The following is a 17,717-nucleotide window of genomic DNA, read 5'->3' as shown; positions in this document are numbered from 1 at the left end:
CGGCCGCTGTCAGAGCCCGCCGCGCGGGCGGATGACGAGGCGCGAACCGGGTCCCCAGCGGCGCAGGATCCATTCCAGATCGGCGCGTCGGAACGCGATGCACCCGGCCGTTGGATGGCGCGGCTTGCGCCACAGATGAACGAAGATCGCCGAGCCCGCCCCGGGCACCACCGGCGCGCTGTTGTGGTCGGTGATCGCGCAGATGTCGTAGAGCGGGTCGCCCCGCGCCATGCGGTCGGCGGGAAAGCCATGCGGGTGCCGGATCGGGCGGTTGTAGGCCGGGTCGCGCGGGTCCTCGGCCCAGCCCTGCCGGGGGCCGAGCGGAAATGCGGCGAGCATGGTGCGCGGGCAGACCATCCGGTCGGCGCGCCAATAGAGCCCGGTGATGCGCCAGGCGCCTTCGGGCGACGTGAGATCCCCCTCGCGCTTCCAGGCCGCAGGCAGGATACCGCCGCGCCCGACCGAGCAGGGAACGCGCCGCCCCATGAACCGCGCGCCCCAGGGGCCGACGACCAGATCGCCGCGCCGCACAGGGATCACAGCAGGTGCCCGCTCTTCGCCGCCTTGGTCGCGAGATAGTCGGCGTTGTGGCGGTTGCGGCCGACCCTGAGCGGCACGCGCTCGGCGACATGCACGCCCGAGGCTTCCATCATCGCGATCTTGCCGGGATTGTTGGTCATCAGCCGCACCGCGGTGAAGCCCATCTCCTTGAGGATCGCGGCCCCGAGGCGGAAGTCGCGCTCGTCATCCTCGAAGCCGAGGCGGTGGTTGGCCTCGACCGTGTCATAGCCCTGGTCCTGCAGCGAGTAGGCGCGCATCTTGTTGGCAAGCCCGATCCCCCGGCCCTCCTGGTTCATGTAGAGCAGCACGCCTGCGCCCGCCGTCGCGATCTCGTCCATCGCCGCGGCGAGCTGCGGGCCGCAGTCGCATTTGAGCGAGCCGATTACATCGCCGGTGAAGCAGGCCGAGTGGAGGCGGGCGAGCACCGGCTCGTCGCGCGCAGGCTGGCCGATCTCGATGGCGTAATGCTCCTCGGCCCCGTCGTCGGGGCGGAAGACATGGACGCGGCCCGCCTCGGAGAAACGGGTGGGCACGCGCGCGCCCGAGATCTCGCGCAGCCGGATCGTCGCGGCGGCCGCGTCCTCGACGATGTCGGCGCTGAGGAGCGTGAGCCCCGCCCCGGCGGCGAGTCGGCGCACCGTCTCGGCGTCTGCCCAGGCGGCGACGACCGCGGCGGGCAGGAGCCGTGCCTGCTTGGTCAGCACCAGCGCGAGGGCATGTAGCTCCGCGCCGCCCTCGCGCCGCGTCGCATAGGGGCCCTTCAGCGGTGTCGCGAGGTCGAGGCTCGGATCGGCTGTCGCCATCACCCAGGCAGCGTCAGCGTCGGCGGGCAGCGCGATGCGCGCCAGCGTGCCGTCATATGCACGGGCCTTGAGCGTCGTCGCCCTGTGATGCGTGATGGCAAGATCGAACGCGTCGGGCGCCAAGGCCCGGAAATCGGCGAGGCGTGCATCCGACGCGGTCTCGGCGGCCATCACCAGCGCGCCGGCGGCACCGTCCCCCGCGCCGACCAGCGCAATGGGCGCCCCGATACGCAGGTCTGCGCGGGCGCGCGAAACCAGTTCCTCCCCGCTGAGCGAGAGCGTCATGTCCGCCGATCCTCTGTCCTTCATGGGCAATATAGGGACACCCGCGGCGCGATTCCCAGATGGGCGCGCGCGGCGTTGTAACAAAGCTCGCGCCGGCTTGCAGCGACTACACGGATTGGTGAGGATTTGACGTAACCCGTAGGCGCCGGGCAGGGTGCCACCCATCTCCGGCATTGAACGTTCGTTCAAAGCGCCGGAAGCAGGGAGGATGTGATGGCGGTGTCGAAAAAGATTCTCCTGGTCGACGACGACGGCGACCTGCGCGAGGCCCTGGCCGAGCAGCTGATGATGATCGACGAGTTCGACGTGTTCGAGGCCGCAAGCGGCGCAGAGGGGCTGGACCGGGCGAAATCCGAGCTGCACGATCTCGTGATCCTCGATGTCGGCCTGCCCGACATCGACGGGCGGGAAGTGTGCCGCCGCATGCGGCGCGAGGGGATCCGCTGCCCCATCCTTATGCTCACCGGGCATGGCTCGGACTCGGATCAGATCCTCGGGCTCGACGCCGGCGCCAACGACTACGTCGCCAAGCCGTTCAAGTTCCCGGTGCTTCTGGCGCGCATCCGTGCCCAGTTGCGCCAGCACGAGCAGTCCGAGGACGCGGTCTTCCCCATCGGTCCCTACAGCTTCCGACCGGGCGCGAAGATGCTGGTGGACGAGGCGGAAAAGAAGATCCGCCTGACCGAGAAGGAGACCAACATCCTCAAGTTCCTCTACCGCGCCGGCGGCCGGGCGGTGGACCGCGACACGCTGCTGCGCGAGGTCTGGGGCTACAATGCCGGGGTGACGACACACACGCTCGAGACGCATGTCTACCGGCTACGGCAGAAGATCGAGCCCGACCCCCAGAACGCGCGCATCCTGATCACGGAAAGCGGCGGCTACCGGCTGGGAATGTGATCCCGGGGGACTTGAAGGAAACGGGCGCGACGACCATCTCACGGTCAAGGCAGCGGCTCCCCCCCAACGTACCTGCTGCCGGCGGGCGGATCCCCCCTCAACCCGCCCGCATGCCCCATAAGGGCGGCGCCCGATGCTCCCCCCGCATCGGGCGCTTTCTTTTCCGGCACGACAGTGCGGTCCGGATCGGTTTGCCCTGACGCGCGATCCTCGCTATGAAATCCCGCGCCGTCGCTGGCGCATCTCCGCCGCCCTGCCACCTCAAGCCGCACCGCCCCCTCCGCACCCGAGGCGTCGACATCCGAGGAGCCATCATGCCGATCACCATCGCGACCTGGAACATCAACTCGGTGCGCCTGCGGGCCGAGCTCGTCGCGCGTTTTCTCGCCGAGGAAAGCCCGGACGTTCTGTGCCTGCAGGAAACCAAGTCGCCGGTCGACAAGATCCCTTTCGAGATCTTCGCCGAGCTTGGCTACACGCATGCGGTCGCGCGCGGGCAGAAGGGGTATAACGGCGTGGCCGTGTTCTCGCGCCTGCCCATCGAGGACGCGGGATCGATCGACTGGTGTGGCAAGGGCGATGCTCGGCACGTCGCCGCCCGGCTGCCGGGCGGGGTGCTGCTGCACAACCTCTACATCCCGGCGGGCGGCGACGAGGCCGACCCCGCGGTGAACCCGAAGTTCGCCCACAAGCTCGACTTTCTGGACGAACTCGCACGATGGGGCGAGGGGCTGCGCGATCCCGCGATCCTGGTGGGCGATCTCAACATCGCCCCGCTCGAAGACGACGTCTGGTCGCACAAGCAGCTTCTCAAGGTCGTGAGCCACACCCCGATCGAGGTGGAGCGCCTGGCACGCGCTCAGGGCGAAGGCGGCTGGACCGACGTCACGCGTGCCCATATCCCCGCGCCCGAGAAGCTTTATTCCTGGTGGTCCTACCGTGCGCGGGACTGGGAGGCGGCCGACCGTGGCCGCCGGCTCGATCACATCTGGTCGCGCGGCGACGTGCCGGCGGTGCCGGGCTCAAGTCGCATCCTTCGCGACTGGCGGGGCGCCGAGAAACCTTCGGACCACGTGCCGGTCATGGCGAGCTTCGACATCTGACGCGCGCCTTGCGCCGCCCGGGCCTCAAGCCAGAGCGGCGCGGCATTCTCAGAGCGCCAGAAGATCGAGCCACGCACCTTCCGGCTCGGAAGTTCCGCCGAAGTCCGGCGGCCCTGGCGGGCCGTCGGGCGGGACGCTGCCGGGTGCCGGCTTGCCGGCAAAGATCGGCGGCCCGTCGTGCTCGGAGCCCGGAGCCACCCGGCTGGCCTCGCGATCGCCGCCAAGACCTCGCGGCCCGAGAGGCCCGTCTGGCGGGACGCTGCCAGGCGCCGGCTTTCCGGCGAATTCTGGCGGGCCGTCTGGCACGGACGCCGGAGCTCTGGCGCCTGATTCCGGGTGCGAGGCAACGTCCCGTGGTCCGGGCGGCTCGTCCGGCGGGACGCTTCCCGGCGCAGGCTTGCCGGAAAACTCTGGCACGGCGTCGGGCGCCGTGAAGACGAACTGATCCTCTTGCAAGTCAAGGTCATCGGGCGCTCTGAGCGCCCGCAGTTTCAAACCGAACTGCGAGCCTATGGTAGCGACGATGTCTTGTGGGGGCAGCGTGCCCGATGGGCCATCGAGAGTTTCAAGATCGCCCGGGAACATGAGCGGGAGAACTGGATACGGACGCATGACTTCCTCCAAACACAGAAGGTAGATCCATCATGCCTCAAAAATTATCATCTTTAAAGGGTGCTTAATAAGAGTTTCTCAATTTGAGGTTGCAGGCCGGCTTTTAACTGATCATTCGCCAAGGTGGCGGTACGCCCCGACGCGGATGCGTGGCGGGCAGAAGGGACCGATCCAGATTCGGGACCACCGATTCCCGATATGAGACAGTGAAGCTGGTTCATTTCGCGTTATGATTGTATTAAAGCTTTCAGGGTCAACTCCTCGAAGTGACTTCGCCAACGACAACCGAACCACCGCGAAACAGTAGAGAGTACAATGAGTTATATTTCAAAGTTCATGCGCGACGAGTCGGGAATCGCAACTTTGGACTGGGTCGCCATCTCGGCGGGCGCGATGCTGCTGGCACTCGGCGTGTTCGTCTACCTGCAGCCTGCATTGTTCAACGCGGCCACCGACCTCGCCAATTTGATCCGGTCGTTCTGAGCCCCGGACAAAAGACCGTTGGGGCGGCTGTTCCAGGCCGCCCCGGAACGCGCCACCAAACAATTCGATCCGCCCCGTCTGTCGAAGCGAAGTCAGTTGCGCTTGGGTTCGGCGATGAAGAACTTGTCGCCGTCGATGCTCACGTTCGAGCGTAGCTCGGAGAGCGCGATGGTCGTGGTCAGGCCCTGCGCGTCGACCACCACCCACTGTCTCAGCTCCAACGGATTGTCGCTGAAGATCATCGTGATCGAGCCCTGATCGGGCGCGTCCGGGTCGATCGCCTTGACGCGGATCTGGCCGTCCGAGCGCTCCATCTCGGTCACCACGCCCTCGCGGCGCAGATCGACGCGGTCGCGCAGCAGGATATCGAGCGGCGTCTGGCCCAGCGGCACGCGATCGAGCGTGTTTAGCGCGCGGTCGTAGATCCCCACCCAGGTTCCATCCGCGATGATCAGCGCCGGGTTCGGCAGATCGTATTCGAAGCGCATCCGCCCCGGCCGGCGCATCCAGAACGTGCCGGTCGACAGGTCGCCATCCGGCCCGACCTGCACGAACTCGCCCATCAGCGTCGTGGTGCCGTTCAGGTAGTTCGAGATCCGCGCCAGGTCGCGCGGGTCGATGCCCTGCGCCACCGCCGCCCCGAGCCCGCCCACGGCAAGCGCCGCGGCCCCGGTCATGGCGCCAAGGATGAAATCGCGTCGGTTCATGCCACCTGTCTCTTGCCTGCCCGTTCGCATCTTCAACGGCCCGGGCACGACTTCCGTTGCGCGCGCCGCGCGCATCGCGCCGTCATGGCCGCTTGTCGGTGCCGGGGCGCGCCGAGTCAAGGGCCGAGCGGCCCGGCGTCACCGCTCCTCGATCAGGATGTCGCGCTTGCCGACGGCGTTCGCCGGGCTCACGACGCCCTGCGACTCCATCTGTTCCACGAGCCGGGCCGCCTTGTTGTAGCCGATGGCGAGCTTGCGCTGGATGTAGCTAGTCGAGCACTTCCGGTCGCGTGCGACGATGGCGACCGCCCGGTCGTAGAGCTCGTCGTCCGAATCCCCGGGCTGGGCGAGGCCGAGCTTCTCGTCGACGATCGCCTGCACCTCGTCATCGGCGCCCTCGGTCACCGCCCCGACATAGTCCGGCAGGCCCTGCGCCTTCAGATGGCTCACGATTTCCTCGACCTCCTCGTCCGAGACGAAGGGTCCGTGGACGCGGCGGATGCGCCCGCCGCCAGCCATGTAGAGCATGTCGCCCTGGCCCAGGAGCTGCTCGGCCCCCTGCTCTCCAAGGATCGTGCGGCTGTCGATCTTCGACGTCACCTGGAACGAGATGCGGGTCGGGAAGTTCGCCTTGATCGTGCCGGTGATGACATCGACCGAGGGGCGCTGCGTCGCCATGATGAGGTGGATGCCACTGGCGCGCGCCATCTGCGCAAGCCGCTGGATGCAGGCCTCGATCTCCTTGCCCGCCACCATCATCAGGTCGGCCATCTCGTCAACGATGACCACGATGTAGGGCATCTCCTCGGGCTCGAAGAACTCGGTCTCGTAGACCGGCTCGCCGGTCGTCTCGTCGAAGCCGGTCTGGATCGTGCGGGAGAACTCCTCGCCCTTGTCCAGCGCGTCGCGCACCCGGGCGTTGTAGCCGTCGATGTTGCGCACGCCCATCTTCGACATCTTGCGGTAGCGCTCCTCCATCTCGGCCACCACCCATTTGAGGGCGACGATCGCCTTCTTCGGGTCGGTGACGACGGGGGCCAGCAGGTGCGGGATGTTGTCGTAGACGCTGAGCTCCAGCATCTTGGGGTCGATCATGATCAGGCGGCACTGCTTGGGGCTGAGCTTGTAGAGCAGCGACAGGATCATCGTGTTGATCGCCACCGACTTGCCCGAGCCGGTGGTGCCCGCGATCAGTAGGTGCGGCATCTTGGCGAGGTTCGCGACCACGGGGCGACCCTCGATGTCCTTGCCAAGGATCAGGCTCAGAGAAACGCGGCCATCGCCGTATTCAGGCGTCTCGATGACCTCGCGCAGCCAGACCTTCTCACGCTCGGCATTGGGCAGTTCGATGCCGATGACCGAGCGGCCCGGCACGGTCGAGACGCGGGCCGACAGCGCCGACATCGACCGCGCGATGTCGTCCGAAAGGCCGATCACGCGCGAGGCCTTGAGGCCCGGCGCGGGCTCGAGCTCGTAGAGGGTGACCACCGGCCCGGCCTTTACCGCCGTGATCTCGCCGCGAACCCCGTAATCCTCGAGCACCGTCTCGAGCATCCGCGCGTTCTCCTCGAGGGCGGCCTGAGACATCTGCGAGCGCTGGATCGCGATCGGCTTGGCCAGGAGCGCAAGCGGCGGCGGCGCGTAGACATCGTCCTCCGACGAGTCGAAGAGCGTCGGCTGCGCCTCGCGCTCGGCCCGGCGGCTCTTGCGCTGCTGGCGCGGGGCACCGACCCCCGCCACGGCCGGCCGGCTGGCCGGGATGTCATCGTCGTCCTCGTCCTCCCAGGCGTCGATCATGGCATCATCGGGATCGGCGCCAGCCGCGTTGAGCGACCTGATTGCGGTGGCAAGCGCCCGGTCGTCATCGGCGGGGCCGGCGGGTGCCTGCGGCATCGACTGGGGCTCGGTCTGCACCGTCGGGCGGCGCGTCACCTCGGGCTCGCGCCGGCGCAGCGCGCTTCCGCGCACAGGGGCCTCATCGTCGAACTCGGTCTCGCGCGCATTGCGTGCCTCGCGCACGGGCGCCGGCTCGCCGCCGCGACGGCCCATCAGCCCCCGCGCAACGGCGCCGAGGCTGAAGCCGAGTCGGCGGCGCGGCGCGGCCTCGCCCGCCGGCTCGTCGTCGAGCGGCTCGGGCGCGGGTTCGGCGATGGGGGCCGCGGCTGGGGCAGTGGCGGGGGCGGCTGCGGGTGCCGCGGCGCGAGACGGCTTGCGCCAGCTTCCCGTCGGCTCGGCCGGCTCCATCCGCTCCGAGCGCGGCACCTCGGGCTCGGCCTTCGCAGGCCGCCGCGCGAGGCTGACCAGACCCCGCGCCATCCGCCCGAGGATGCGCAGAATGCGGCTCAGCACCGCCATGAGGGAGAAGAAAAGCCAGTGGAGGATCCGCCGCGTCTCGCGGCCCGACAGGCCAAGCGCAAAGCCAGTGATGGCAAGCGCCGCCAGCGCGGCACCCGCGGTGACGCCGATGACGACCTTCGGCGACATTGCCGGCAGGATATCGAGGAACGCCGCGCCAACCTTGTCGCCGACCATGCCGCCAAGGCCCAGGGAAAGCTGCCACCCGGACCAGGGCGCATGCAGTGCCGCGACGACCGAGACGGCGACCACCGCGACTGGCATCGCGAGAAGCCGCACCCAGATGCGCTCCTCGCCATGCCCGAAGGCAAATCGCCATCCCCAGACCCCGAGGATCGCGGCTACGGCCCAGGAACCCAGGCCCAGCCCCTGCATCAGCGGCGCCGCGACCATCGCCCCGAGCGGCCCGAGCAGGTTCGACGGCGGCTTCGGCGTCGCGCTGAAGAAGCTGGGATCAGTCGCGTCGAAGCTCGCCAGCGCGAGGCACAGCGTCACCGAAAGGACCAGCGCCACCGCGCCGCCCGCCTTCTTGAGCACGGTCCGCAGCGCCCGGCCCGCCATCGAACCGCTCCGCCCGCTCTCGTTACCCATGCCCCAGATCAGCGCCATACCCCCTGGCTCCCTCACCATTTCACGCCGGGGCCGCACCGCCGCGGTGCGCGCGCCCATCTCTGCGCCCGTGCGTCCACTTCCGTCAGGCAAGACATGCCCTCAGCGCCTGCAGTCCGCGCCGCACCTCGGCCGCCGGAGCGACCAGGGCCACGCGAAGATAAGCCTTGCCCGGATCGCCGCCGCCCAGCGCCTTGGGCACTTCGCGCGATAGATACGCCCCGGGCAGCGCCTTGACCCCGGCATCGCGCCACGCCTGCACGGCCGCGGCCTCGCCATCGCCGACGTCGAGCCAGAGGAAGAACCCCGCCTCGGGCGACATGTATCCCGGCATATTCCCGAGGATTTCGTCCGCGATCTCGAATTTCTCGCGATAGAGCGCGCGGTTGGCCTCGACATGCGCCTCGTCGCGCCAGCACGCGGCGGCGGCGAACTGTGCCGGGACCGGCAGCGGCGCGCCGGCATACGAGCGCAGCTGTAACAGCGCCGCGCGCGCCTTCGGCCCCGTCGCGCAGAAGCCCGAGCGAAGCCCCGCGAGGTTCGACCGCTTCGACAGCGAATGGAACACCACCAGCCGCTCGGGGTCGGCACCGATGCGCGAGGCGACCTCGAGCGCGCCGGTGGGCGGCCGGCTCCGCCAAATCTCGGAATAGCACTCGTCGGCGAAGACGCGGAAGTCATGCGCCTCGGCGAGGTCCAGCAGCCGTCGCCAGTAGCCTTCATCGGCGGTCGCGCCCTGCGGATTGGCGGGCGCGCAGATATAGACCACCGCCGTGCGGTCCAGCAGCTCGCGCGGCAGGCCCGCGAAATCGGGCAGATGCCCGGTCGCGGCCGTGGCGGGGACATAGACGGGCTCGGCGCCCGCGGCCAGCGCCGCGACGGCATAGCATTGGTAGAAAGGGTTCGGCAGCAGCACGGTCGGGCGCTGGCCGTTCTTGGTCTCGGGGCAGAGCGCGAGGCAGGCATTGAACAGCCCCTCGCGCGTGCCGTTGAGCGGCAGGATCGAGCGCTCGGGGTCACGGTATTCCGGGGCCGCGCCGTAGCGCCGCTCCAGCCAGCCGGAAATAGCCTCGCGCAGCGGCGCAATGCCTTCGTTCGGCGGATACTTCGAAAAGCCCGCCGCGTGCTCGGCCATCACCGGCATCACGAAATCGGGAAAGGCGTGCTGCGGCTCGCCGATCGACATCGCGATCTCGGGGCCGCCGGGGGAGATTCCCTCGAGCAGCCGCCTAAGTCGCGGGAACGCGTATTCGGGCAGGTCCGCGAAGCGCGCTGGATACTGCATTCTGACCCTCACAATCGGGCGTCTATCGCGCCCTGAGCGTCAGAAGATACAGGCGCAGCGGCACAAGGTCCAGAAATCCGCAAGACCGAAGCGCTTGGCGCGGGTTGTTAATTTCCGGGCGTGGCCCTCAGGACAACGCGCGCTCCAGAACCCGGCCCGCGCGCAGCAGCGCCACCTCGTCGCCCGGGCGGCCGACCAGCATGAGCCCGACCATTGGCGCGCCGGTCGGCAGCGTCAGCGCCGAGCAGCCAAGCAGGTTGCCGAGCCGGGTGTTCCTCAGCGCGAGCAGGTTGCGCGCAATGTAATAGTCGTCGTCGGCCATCAGCCGCTCGATCGGGGGGGGCAGGATCGGGGTCGTCGGCATCACCAGGAAGCCGCGTTCGGCGATCAGGGCATGAACGGCCTCGGCCAGCGGCTCGAGGGCCGCGCGCGCCTCCCGGTCGGCCTCGGCGGTGATCGAGGCACCGGTGCGGAAGCGCGCCTCGATCATCGGGAACATCACGCCGGGATGCGCCTCGATCGTCGGGCCCCACTCGACCCAACCCTCGTAGTTCACGATGGCCGAGAGGCGCGCGGCGATGCCGAGCGCCTCGGCCAGCTGAGGGACGCTCCCGCGCGCGACGCGGACCCCCGCGCGGCCGATCCGACCGATCGCATCCGCATAGCCCGCCTCGATCTCGGCGTCGGCGTTGTCGAGGATCAGCGCATCGGGCTCAATCAGCGCGAGCGCCGAAGGCTCGAGCCCATCGATCTCGGGCACGGGCGCGCCGGCCAGGACACCCAGCGAGAGGGCCGCGTCCTCGACCGTCCGGCACAGCGGCCCGACCGTGTCGAGCCCGCGCGAGAGCGGCACGGCGCCGTCGCAGGGGATCAGGCCCCAGCTGGTCTTGAGGCCCACCAGATCGTTCCACGCCGAGGGGATGCGCACCGAGCCACCGGTATCCGAGCCCATGCCGATCGCCGCGAGCCCCGCGGCGACCGACACCGCGGCGCCCGAGCTCGACCCTCCCGGCGCCAGGGCAGGGTCGTGGATGTTGGGCGGCGTCGCCGTCACCGGGTTCACCCCGAGGCCCGAGAACGCAAGCTCGGACATGTGCGTCTTGCCAAGGCACACCAGCCCCGCGGCGGCGCCACGGCGCACGACCTCGGCGTCGTGGGTCGGCGTGCGTCCTTCGAGCAACCGCGAGCCCGCCTCGGTCGGCACCCCCGCGGTGTCGAAAAGGTCCTTCCAGCTCACCGGGACGCCGTCGAGCGGGCCGAGCAGGCTGCCCGACCGTGCCCGGCCGCGAGCGGCCGTCGCCTCGCCGAGGGCGCGCTCGGGCGTCAGCCGCGCATAGATCCGGTCACCGTGCTCATGCGCCCGGATGGCGTCGAGAAAGGCCTGGGCAAGCTCGACCGGGTCGATCCGGGAGGCCGCGATCCCGCGCCCCAGCTCGGCCGCGCTCATCTTCCGCCAGTCCGCCCTGCCCGTCATGCCCGCTCCCCCGAATGCCGATCTGTCGCAGCCGCCGCGACGGCCTGGCCGCCCGCGGCGCATGGACATTCGCCAACCGCGCTCCAATAGTAAAGGCCATGAACGGCAACGGGATCATTCGCGCGGATGTCGCGATCGCGGGCGGCGGGCTGATCGGCCCGGCGCTGGCACTTTCGCTCGCGCGCGCGGGGTTCGAGGTGGCGGTGATCGACCGCCTGGCCGAGCCTGTCCGCGCCGATCCCGACTTCGACGGCCGTGCCTACGCCGTTGCCCTGGCCTCGGCGCAGTTGCTGGGCGTGCTGGGGCTGTGGCGCGGGCTCGAGCCCCTGGCCCAGCCGATCCGCGACATCATGGTGAGCGAGGGTGCGGCCGGCAGCCGGCCCGGCGCGATGCTGCACTTCGACCCCCGCGAGACCGAAGCAGGCCGCGTGGGCTGGATCCTCGAGGACCGCTTCCTGCGCCGCGCGCTGCTCGAGGCGATGGATGCCGAGCCCCTGATCCGCCAGATCGCCCCCGCCGAGGTCGAGGGCGCGGCCTTCGACGGCCCGCGCGCGCGGCTCTCGCTCGCCGACGGGCGGTCGGTCGAGGCCGGGCTCGCGGTGGCGGCCGACGGGCGGCGCTCGGCGCTGGGCGCGGCGGCGGGCATCCGTCGGCAGGTCTTCGGCTATGACCAGACCGGGCTCGTCAACGCCATCGAGCACGATCTGCCGCATGACGGTGTCGCCTATCAGAGCTTCTTTCCCGGCGGCCCCTTCGCGGTGCTGCCGCTGCCGGGCAACCGTTCCTCGCTGGTCTGGTCCGAGCGCACCGCCGAGGCGCGGCGCCTGCACGCCCTGCCCGACGACCTCTTCACCGAAGAGATCGCAGCGCGCATCGGCCCGCGGCTGGGCGGCATCCGCCTCGCCGGCCGGCGCTGGGCCTATCCGCTGGACCTCACGCTCGCCGAGCGCTACGCGGCCCCCCGCCTCGCCCTTGCCGGCGATGCCGCGCATGGCGTGCACCCGATCGCCGGCCAGGGCATGAACATGGGGCTGCGCGATGTCGCCGCGCTGGCCGAAGTGGTGGTCGAGGCCGCGCGCCGTGGCGAGGATATCGGCGCGCTCGACGTGCTCGAGCGCTACCAGCGCTGGCGGCGTTTCGATGCCACCGCCATGGCACTGGGGATGGACGCGCTGAACCGGCTCTTCTCGAACGCGAACCCGGTGCTGCGCGGCGTGCGTGACCTGGGGCTGGCGCTGGTCGGCCGCATCGGTCCGGCGCGGCGCGGCTTCATGCGTGAGGCCGCAGGCCTCGCCGGCGATCTGCCGCGAATGCTGCGCGGCCAGCCCCTTTGAGCTCGCGCCTCGCCCAGCTTTTCGACCGCGCCGCAACGGCTTACGACGCCGAGCGGCGCGCGCTGATCCCCTGTTTCGACGACTTCTACGGCGCCGCCCTGGCGGCGCTCGATGGTCTTGTGCCGGGCGCGCGCGTGCTCGATCTCGGCGCGGGAACAGGGCTCTACTCGGGCCTTCTGGCGGCGGGACGGCCGGATCTGGACTTCACCTTGTGCGACATTTCCGAGGGGATGCTCGAGGCGGCGCGGGCGCGTTTCGCCGGGCTCGGCGTAGCGGCCGAGCTGGTTGTGGCGGATTATGCGGCCGACATGCCCGCCGGCCCTTATGACGCGGTGATCTCGGCGGTCTCGATCCACCATCTCGACAGGGCCGGGAAGGCCGCGACGCTCGCGGCCGCGCATTCCCGGCTCACCCCCGGCGGCATCTTCGTCAACGCCGAGCAGATCGCGGGCGAGACCGCCGCGGAAGAGGCCGCGCTCGACCGCGACTGGGAGGCCGACGCCCGCGCACTGGGCGCGAGCGCCGAGACCATCGCCGCCGCGCGCGGGCGGATGGCGCATGACCGCTGCGTCACGCCGGCCGAGAACCTCGGCCTGATGCGGGCCGCAGGGTTCGCCTCGGTGCGCGAAACCTTCCGAGAGGGGCGTTTCGCGGTGTTCACCGCACGGGCATCGGCTGCCTGCGGATAGGCCAGATCGCGCCGCCGCAAGGCCCCAGCGTGCCAGAGGGCGCATTCGCGGCTGCCGTTTTTCCGGGCACCCGCGCACCAGACGCACAAACTTCGGGCAGGCAGCGACAGAATCATGACAATTCGCCACGCCAAAGCCGGGCTGCGCGGCTTGCAGCTTTCCCAAGCAAGGGTAAGGATTGAGTCGAAGGCCCCATCGGGGCCGGTGGTGAGGGCCGACGGCCGGGGATCGCGATGTTCAATGAAATGTCCCTCGACGAGGGTGCGATCCGCCCGCCCTATGCGCGGGTGAAGGAGTGGATCGACGGCTCCGGCCTCGAGCTTCTGCACAAGCGCTCGGCCGAGGCCGAGGCGATCTTCCGCCGAATCGGCATCACCTTCGCGGTCTATGGCGAGGGCGGGGACCCCGAGCGCCTGATCCCCTTCGACCTGATCCCCCGGGTCTTTTCCGCCGCCGAGTGGCGCAGGCTGGACCGCGGCATCCGCCAGCGCGCCCGCGCGCTCAACGCCTTCCTCTACGACGTCTATCACCGCGGCGAGATAATGCGGGCGGGCATCGTGCCCGAGCGGCTGGTCTACCAGAACGCGGCCTTCCAGCCCGCCATGATGGGCGTCGAGCCGCCGGGCCGGGTCTACAGCCACATCGTCGGCATCGACATCGTGCGCACGGGCGAGACCGCCTTCCAGGTGCTCGAGGACAATTGCCGCACCCCCTCGGGTGTCAGCTACATGCTCGAGAACCGCGAGATCATGATGCGCATGTTCCCCGAGCTGTTCTCGCGCGGCGCGGTCGAGTCGGTGGACCGCTATCCAGATGACCTGCGCAAGACACTGGAAGAAGTCGCCCCCCCGGCCTGCAAGGGCGAGCCCAACGTCGTCGTGCTGACGCCGGGCCCGTTCAACTCGGCCTATTACGAGCATTCCTTCCTCGCCGACCTGATGGGGGTCGAACTGGTCGAGCCACAGGACCTGTTCGTGGACGAGGGGCTTTGCTGGATGCGAACGACCCGCGGGCCGCAGCGGGTCGACGTGATCTACAAGCGCATCGACGACGACTTCATCGACCCGCTGGCCTTCCGGCCCGAGTCGGTGCTGGGCGTGCCGGGGCTCTTCGATGTCTACCGCGCGGGCGGGGTGACGCTGTGCTCGGCGCCCGGGGCGGGCGTCGCGGACGACAAGGCGATCTACACCTATGTCCCAGACATGATCCGCTTCTACATGAGCGAGACGCCGATCCTCGAGAACGTGCCCACGTGGCGCTGCGCCGACCGCGACGACTGCGCCCATGTGCTGGCGCATCTCGAGGAACTGGTGGTCAAGGAAGTCCACGGCTCGGGCGGATACGGCATGCTGATCGGCCCGAAATCGACAGCCGAGCAGCGCGCCGAGTTCACCGCCAAGCTGAAGGACGACCCGGCGAACTTCATTGCGCAGCCGACGCTCGACCTCTCCTCGGTGCCGACGCTGGCGCCGCGCGGCATCGGCGCGCGCCACGTCGATTTCCGCCCCTTCTGCCTGGTCGGCCAGTCGATGCGGCTGGTGCCCGGCGGGCTGACCCGCGTGGCGCTGCGCGAGGGCTCGCTGGTGGTCAATTCGAGCCAGGGCGGCGGCGTCAAGGACACCTGGGTGCTGACGGAATGAGACGCCCCTGGACATGGGCCGCCGCAGGGCTCGCGATCGTCCTGCTCGCCGCGCAGGCAGGCCCCGAGGTGACACGGTTTTTCAGGGTCGACGCCTGCCTCGACGCGGGCGGGGCCTGGGATCACATGGGAGCGGCCTGCGTCCTGCCTGATCAGGCCGCCCGCGCCGGCCGGAGCGAGTGACATGCTGAGCCGCACAGCCGAAAGCCTCTACTGGATGGGCCGCTACGTCGAGCGGGCCGAGTGCACCGCGCGCCTGATCGAGATGGGCCACCGCATGGCGATGCTGCCGGGATCCTATTCCGACGAGGAATGGCGCTCGGTCGCCTCGGCCTCGGGCTCGGCCGAGCTGTTCGAGGACGAGCCGTCGATCACCGATGCCACGATCCTGCGCACGCTGATGCTCGACCCCGACAACCCCTCCTCGATCCGCTCCTGCCTGCGCCAGGCGCGCGCGAACGGCCGGGCGGTCAGGAACGCCCTGACCCGCGACATGTGGGAGACGCTGAACGAGGGCTGGCGACGGCTCGACGAGGTCGACGTCGGCAGCGCCCAGCGCGATCTGCCCAGCCTACTCGAATGGATCAAGGGCCGAGCGATCATGTTCCGCGGCGCGGTCTCGACCTCGATGCTGCGCGAGGACCGCTTCGATTTCGTGCTGCTCGGCTCGCATGTCGAGCGCGCCGACATGATGCTGCGCCTCCTCGACGTGAAGTACTATGTCCTGCTGCCCGAGACCGAGGTGGTGGGCGGCGGGCGCGACTACCACCAGTGGACGTCGCTGTTGCACGCGACTTCCGCGCTCAGGGCCTATCACCACGTCTACCGGGGCGACTACAGCCCCTGGAAGATCGCCGACTTCATGATCCTCAACCGTGCCTTCCCGCGCTCGGTGGCCTTCTGCTACGATCAGATCGGCAATTGCCTCGACCGGTTAGCGCGGGGCTACGGCGGGCGGCATGACTGCCACGGCACCGCCTGCGAGATGATCGCGCGACTCGACGATGTCGAGATGGGCGAGATCTTCCAGCATGGCCTGCACGACTTCATCACGGCGACGATCACGGCGACGCGCCGGCTGAACGGCGAGATCTACCGCGCGTATCATTTCTGATGGGGGTGCCGAAATGCGCCTGACGATCGAGCACCGGACCCGGTACGCCTACGAGCCCCCGGCGCTGAACCTGCATCTGCGCCTCAAGCTCTTCGCTCCCGCGACCGCGGGGCAGTCGATCCGGGAATGGGAGGTCAGCATCGGCGGCGAGCCCGCCCGGCCGATGCTCACGGACGCCTTTGGCGACGCCGAGGCGGTGATCGCCCTGCGCAAGGCAACCGAGGAGGTCGAGGTCGTCGCCCGCGGGGTGGTCGAGACCGCTGACACCGCCGGCGTGCTGGGTCGCATCGGCCTCGCCCGCCCCGAGGTCTCGCTTCGCACCACCGAACTGACCCGCGCCGACGAGGCGATCGAGGCGCTGGCACGCGAGGCCGCGGACGAGGAGGGGCTGCTCGCGCAGATGCACAGGCTCTCGGCGCTGACGGCCGAGGCGCTCGATTACCGCCCCGGCGCGACGGATGCCGACACCACCGCGGCGCAGGCGCTGGCGATCGGTAGCGGCGTCTGCCAGGACTTCACCCATGTCCTGATCGCCGCGGCGCGCGCCCTGGGCGTGCCGGCGCGCTATGTCGTCGGCTACCTGCACGACCCCGAGGCGCCGCTGTCCGAGACCCATGCCTGGGCCGAGGCGCATATCGCCGGCCTCGGCTGGGTCGGCTTCGACCCGGTGCACCAGGTCTGCCCCGCCGAGACCTATGTGCGGCTTGCCTCGGGCTTCGACGCGGCCGATGCCGCCCCTATCCGCGGCACCCTCTCCGCCGGCCACGAGGAGGAGATGGAGGTTGCGGTTCGCGTGAGCGCGGGGCAGATGCAGCAGCAGCAACAACAGGGCTGAGTCGCCGCCCCCGCGCCGCGGGTCACGCCGGGCGCTCGCGGCCACACGAGGGACCGGGATGACCTATTGCGTCGCGCTCAAGCTCAAGTCGGGGCTGGTGATGCTGGCGGACACGCGCACCAATGCCGGCGTCGACAATGTCTCGCGCTTTCGCAAGATGTTCGCCTGGGAAGTGCCAGGCGAGCGGGCGATCTGCCTGATGTCCGCGGGCAACCTCTCGATCACGCAGGGCGTGGTGACGCGCCTCGATACCGACGCGAAGGCGGCGCTGGCGGGCGAGGAGGTCGAGAGCATCCTGACCGCGCCCTCGATGTACCGCGTGGCTGAGATCGTCGGACGCCACATGGCCGAGATGCAGGCCGAGTATCGCGACGCCCTCGCCGCCCAGGGCGCGGCGCCGGACGCCTCGATCCTGGTGGCCGGGCAGCGGCGCGGCGGCGAGCACCGCCTGTTCATGATCTACAGCCCCGGCAACTTCATCGAGGCCACCGAGGACACACCCTACCTGCAGATCGGCGAGCATAAATACGGCAAGCCGATCCTCGACCGCGTGATAACCCCGTCGACGCCGCTGCCGCGCGCGCTCAAGGCGGTCTACGTGTCGATGGACTCGACGCTGCGCTCGAACCTCTCGGTCGGCATGCCGCTCGACCTCGCCGTGATCCGCGCGGGCGAGCACCGCTTCGCCACGCGCCGGCGGATCGAGAGCGACGACGAGGAATTCGGCCAAATCAGCCAGATGTGGTCGGCCGCATTGCGCGACGCCTTCCAGAGCCTGCCCGATATCGGCGAGGGCTGAGCCGCGCGGCAGCGCGATCGCGCCTGCTTGCGCGGTGGTTTCCGCCACGCGGGGCGGCGAGAAGGTCATCGCCGTCCGCGACGACATGCCCAAGCGGGGCGACTTCCTTGCGGACGTTGACGGATCGGCC

General features: G+C 69.7%; 17 protein-coding genes. 10 read left to right on the top strand and 7 right to left on the bottom strand.

The genetic code is table 11. From position 1 onward, the window contains the following. Positions 1 to 9: 9 nt before the first annotated feature. Together H0I76_RS07965 and ribA are read right to left on the bottom strand one after the other, a co-directional pair. Positions 10 to 540 (bottom strand): L,D-transpeptidase family protein, encoded by a 531-nt coding sequence (locus H0I76_RS07965; RefSeq protein ID WP_325166421.1) that lies wholly within the window; start codon positions 538 to 540, stop codon positions 10 to 12. Further along, positions 537 to 1,649, bottom strand: coding sequence for a GTP cyclohydrolase II (gene ribA / locus H0I76_RS07960; RefSeq protein ID WP_200609073.1), 1,113 nt, complete (start codon positions 1,647 to 1,649; stop codon positions 537 to 539). Before ribA ends, H0I76_RS07965 begins: the two co-directional genes overlap by 4 nt. Before the next feature lie 213 nt (positions 1,650 to 1,862). Here ribA and H0I76_RS07955 point away from each other — a divergent pair, with 213 nt between their 5' ends. Next, complete coding sequence (locus tag H0I76_RS07955; protein ID WP_200609071.1) at positions 1,863 to 2,549, top strand: response regulator transcription factor; 687 nt, start codon at positions 1,863 to 1,865, stop codon at positions 2,547 to 2,549. A 314-nt stretch (positions 2,550 to 2,863) separates the two neighbouring features. Next, the gene (locus H0I76_RS07950) at positions 2,864 to 3,652 is read left to right on the top strand and encodes an exodeoxyribonuclease III (RefSeq protein WP_200609069.1); all 789 of its coding nucleotides are present in this window, start codon (positions 2,864 to 2,866) and stop codon (positions 3,650 to 3,652) included. 48 nt (positions 3,653 to 3,700) lie between these two features. On the opposite strand, the gene H0I76_RS07945 is transcribed toward H0I76_RS07950, so the two are convergent. Next, the gene (locus tag H0I76_RS07945) at positions 3,701 to 3,850 is read right to left on the bottom strand and encodes a hypothetical protein (RefSeq protein ID WP_200609067.1); all 150 of its coding nucleotides are present in this window, start codon (positions 3,848 to 3,850) and stop codon (positions 3,701 to 3,703) included. A gap of 729 nt (positions 3,851 to 4,579) precedes the next feature. Here H0I76_RS07945 and H0I76_RS07940 point away from each other — a divergent pair. Beyond that, on the top strand, positions 4,580 to 4,747 hold the full coding sequence (locus H0I76_RS07940; RefSeq protein WP_200609065.1) for a hypothetical protein: 168 nt from the start codon (positions 4,580 to 4,582) through the stop codon (positions 4,745 to 4,747). A gap of 92 nt (positions 4,748 to 4,839) precedes the next feature. Here H0I76_RS07940 and H0I76_RS07935 read toward each other — a convergent pair whose 3' ends face one another. From H0I76_RS07935 to H0I76_RS07920, 4 genes are all read right to left on the bottom strand, one after another. Beyond that, complete coding sequence (locus H0I76_RS07935; protein WP_200609063.1) at positions 4,840 to 5,454, bottom strand: LolA family protein; 615 nt, start codon at positions 5,452 to 5,454, stop codon at positions 4,840 to 4,842. A 138-nt stretch (positions 5,455 to 5,592) separates the two neighbouring features. Continuing rightward, positions 5,593 to 8,418 (bottom strand): DNA translocase FtsK, encoded by a 2,826-nt coding sequence (locus tag H0I76_RS07930; protein WP_234455199.1) that lies wholly within the window; start codon positions 8,416 to 8,418, stop codon positions 5,593 to 5,595. An 85-nt stretch (positions 8,419 to 8,503) separates the two neighbouring features. Continuing rightward, positions 8,504 to 9,703: an aminotransferase class I/II-fold pyridoxal phosphate-dependent enzyme gene (locus tag H0I76_RS07925; RefSeq protein WP_200609061.1), complete on the bottom strand. Its 1,200-nt coding sequence runs from the start codon at positions 9,701 to 9,703 to the stop codon at positions 8,504 to 8,506. 127 nt (positions 9,704 to 9,830) lie between these two features. Continuing rightward, positions 9,831 to 11,177 carry an amidase gene (locus tag H0I76_RS07920; RefSeq protein WP_234455198.1) on the bottom strand — a complete coding sequence of 449 codons (1,347 nt, stop codon included), beginning with the start codon at positions 11,175 to 11,177 and terminating at the stop codon, positions 9,831 to 9,833. A 98-nt stretch (positions 11,178 to 11,275) separates the two neighbouring features. Between H0I76_RS07920 and H0I76_RS07915 the strand changes: the two genes are divergently transcribed. The 7 genes from H0I76_RS07915 (at position 11,276) to H0I76_RS07885 (ending at position 17,587) form a co-directional block, all read left to right on the top strand. After that, a complete protein-coding gene (locus H0I76_RS07915; RefSeq protein ID WP_200609059.1) occupies positions 11,276 to 12,511 on the top strand; it encodes a UbiH/UbiF/VisC/COQ6 family ubiquinone biosynthesis hydroxylase in 1,236 nt (411 codons plus the stop codon). Further along, positions 12,508 to 13,200, top strand: a complete 693-nt coding sequence (locus tag H0I76_RS07910) for a class I SAM-dependent methyltransferase (RefSeq protein ID WP_200609057.1) — start codon at positions 12,508 to 12,510, stop codon at positions 13,198 to 13,200. Before H0I76_RS07915 ends, H0I76_RS07910 begins: the two co-directional genes overlap by 4 nt. A gap of 233 nt (positions 13,201 to 13,433) precedes the next feature. Then, positions 13,434 to 14,840: a circularly permuted type 2 ATP-grasp protein gene (locus H0I76_RS07905; RefSeq protein ID WP_234455197.1), complete on the top strand. Its 1,407-nt coding sequence runs from the start codon at positions 13,434 to 13,436 to the stop codon at positions 14,838 to 14,840. Continuing rightward, a complete protein-coding gene (locus H0I76_RS07900) occupies positions 14,837 to 15,022 on the top strand; it encodes a hypothetical protein (RefSeq protein WP_200609055.1) in 186 nt (61 codons plus the stop codon). Before H0I76_RS07905 ends, H0I76_RS07900 begins: the two co-directional genes overlap by 4 nt. Position 15,023: 1 nt before the next feature. Continuing rightward, positions 15,024 to 15,953 (top strand): alpha-E domain-containing protein, encoded by a 930-nt coding sequence (locus H0I76_RS07895; protein ID WP_200609053.1) that lies wholly within the window; start codon positions 15,024 to 15,026, stop codon positions 15,951 to 15,953. 13 nt (positions 15,954 to 15,966) lie between these two features. Further along, complete coding sequence (locus tag H0I76_RS07890) at positions 15,967 to 16,788, top strand: transglutaminase family protein (RefSeq protein ID WP_200609051.1); 822 nt, start codon at positions 15,967 to 15,969, stop codon at positions 16,786 to 16,788. A gap of 58 nt (positions 16,789 to 16,846) precedes the next feature. Further along, the gene (locus tag H0I76_RS07885) at positions 16,847 to 17,587 is read left to right on the top strand and encodes a peptidase (protein WP_200609049.1); all 741 of its coding nucleotides are present in this window, start codon (positions 16,847 to 16,849) and stop codon (positions 17,585 to 17,587) included. Positions 17,588 to 17,717: the final 130 nt, after the last annotated feature.

The organism is Thermohalobaculum xanthum (assembly GCF_016623495.1).
Classification (GTDB): domain Bacteria; phylum Pseudomonadota; class Alphaproteobacteria; order Rhodobacterales; family Rhodobacteraceae; genus Thermohalobaculum; species Thermohalobaculum xanthum.
Note: the sequence above shows the minus strand (reverse complement) of the source record. Positions and strands in the feature narration are given on the sequence as shown.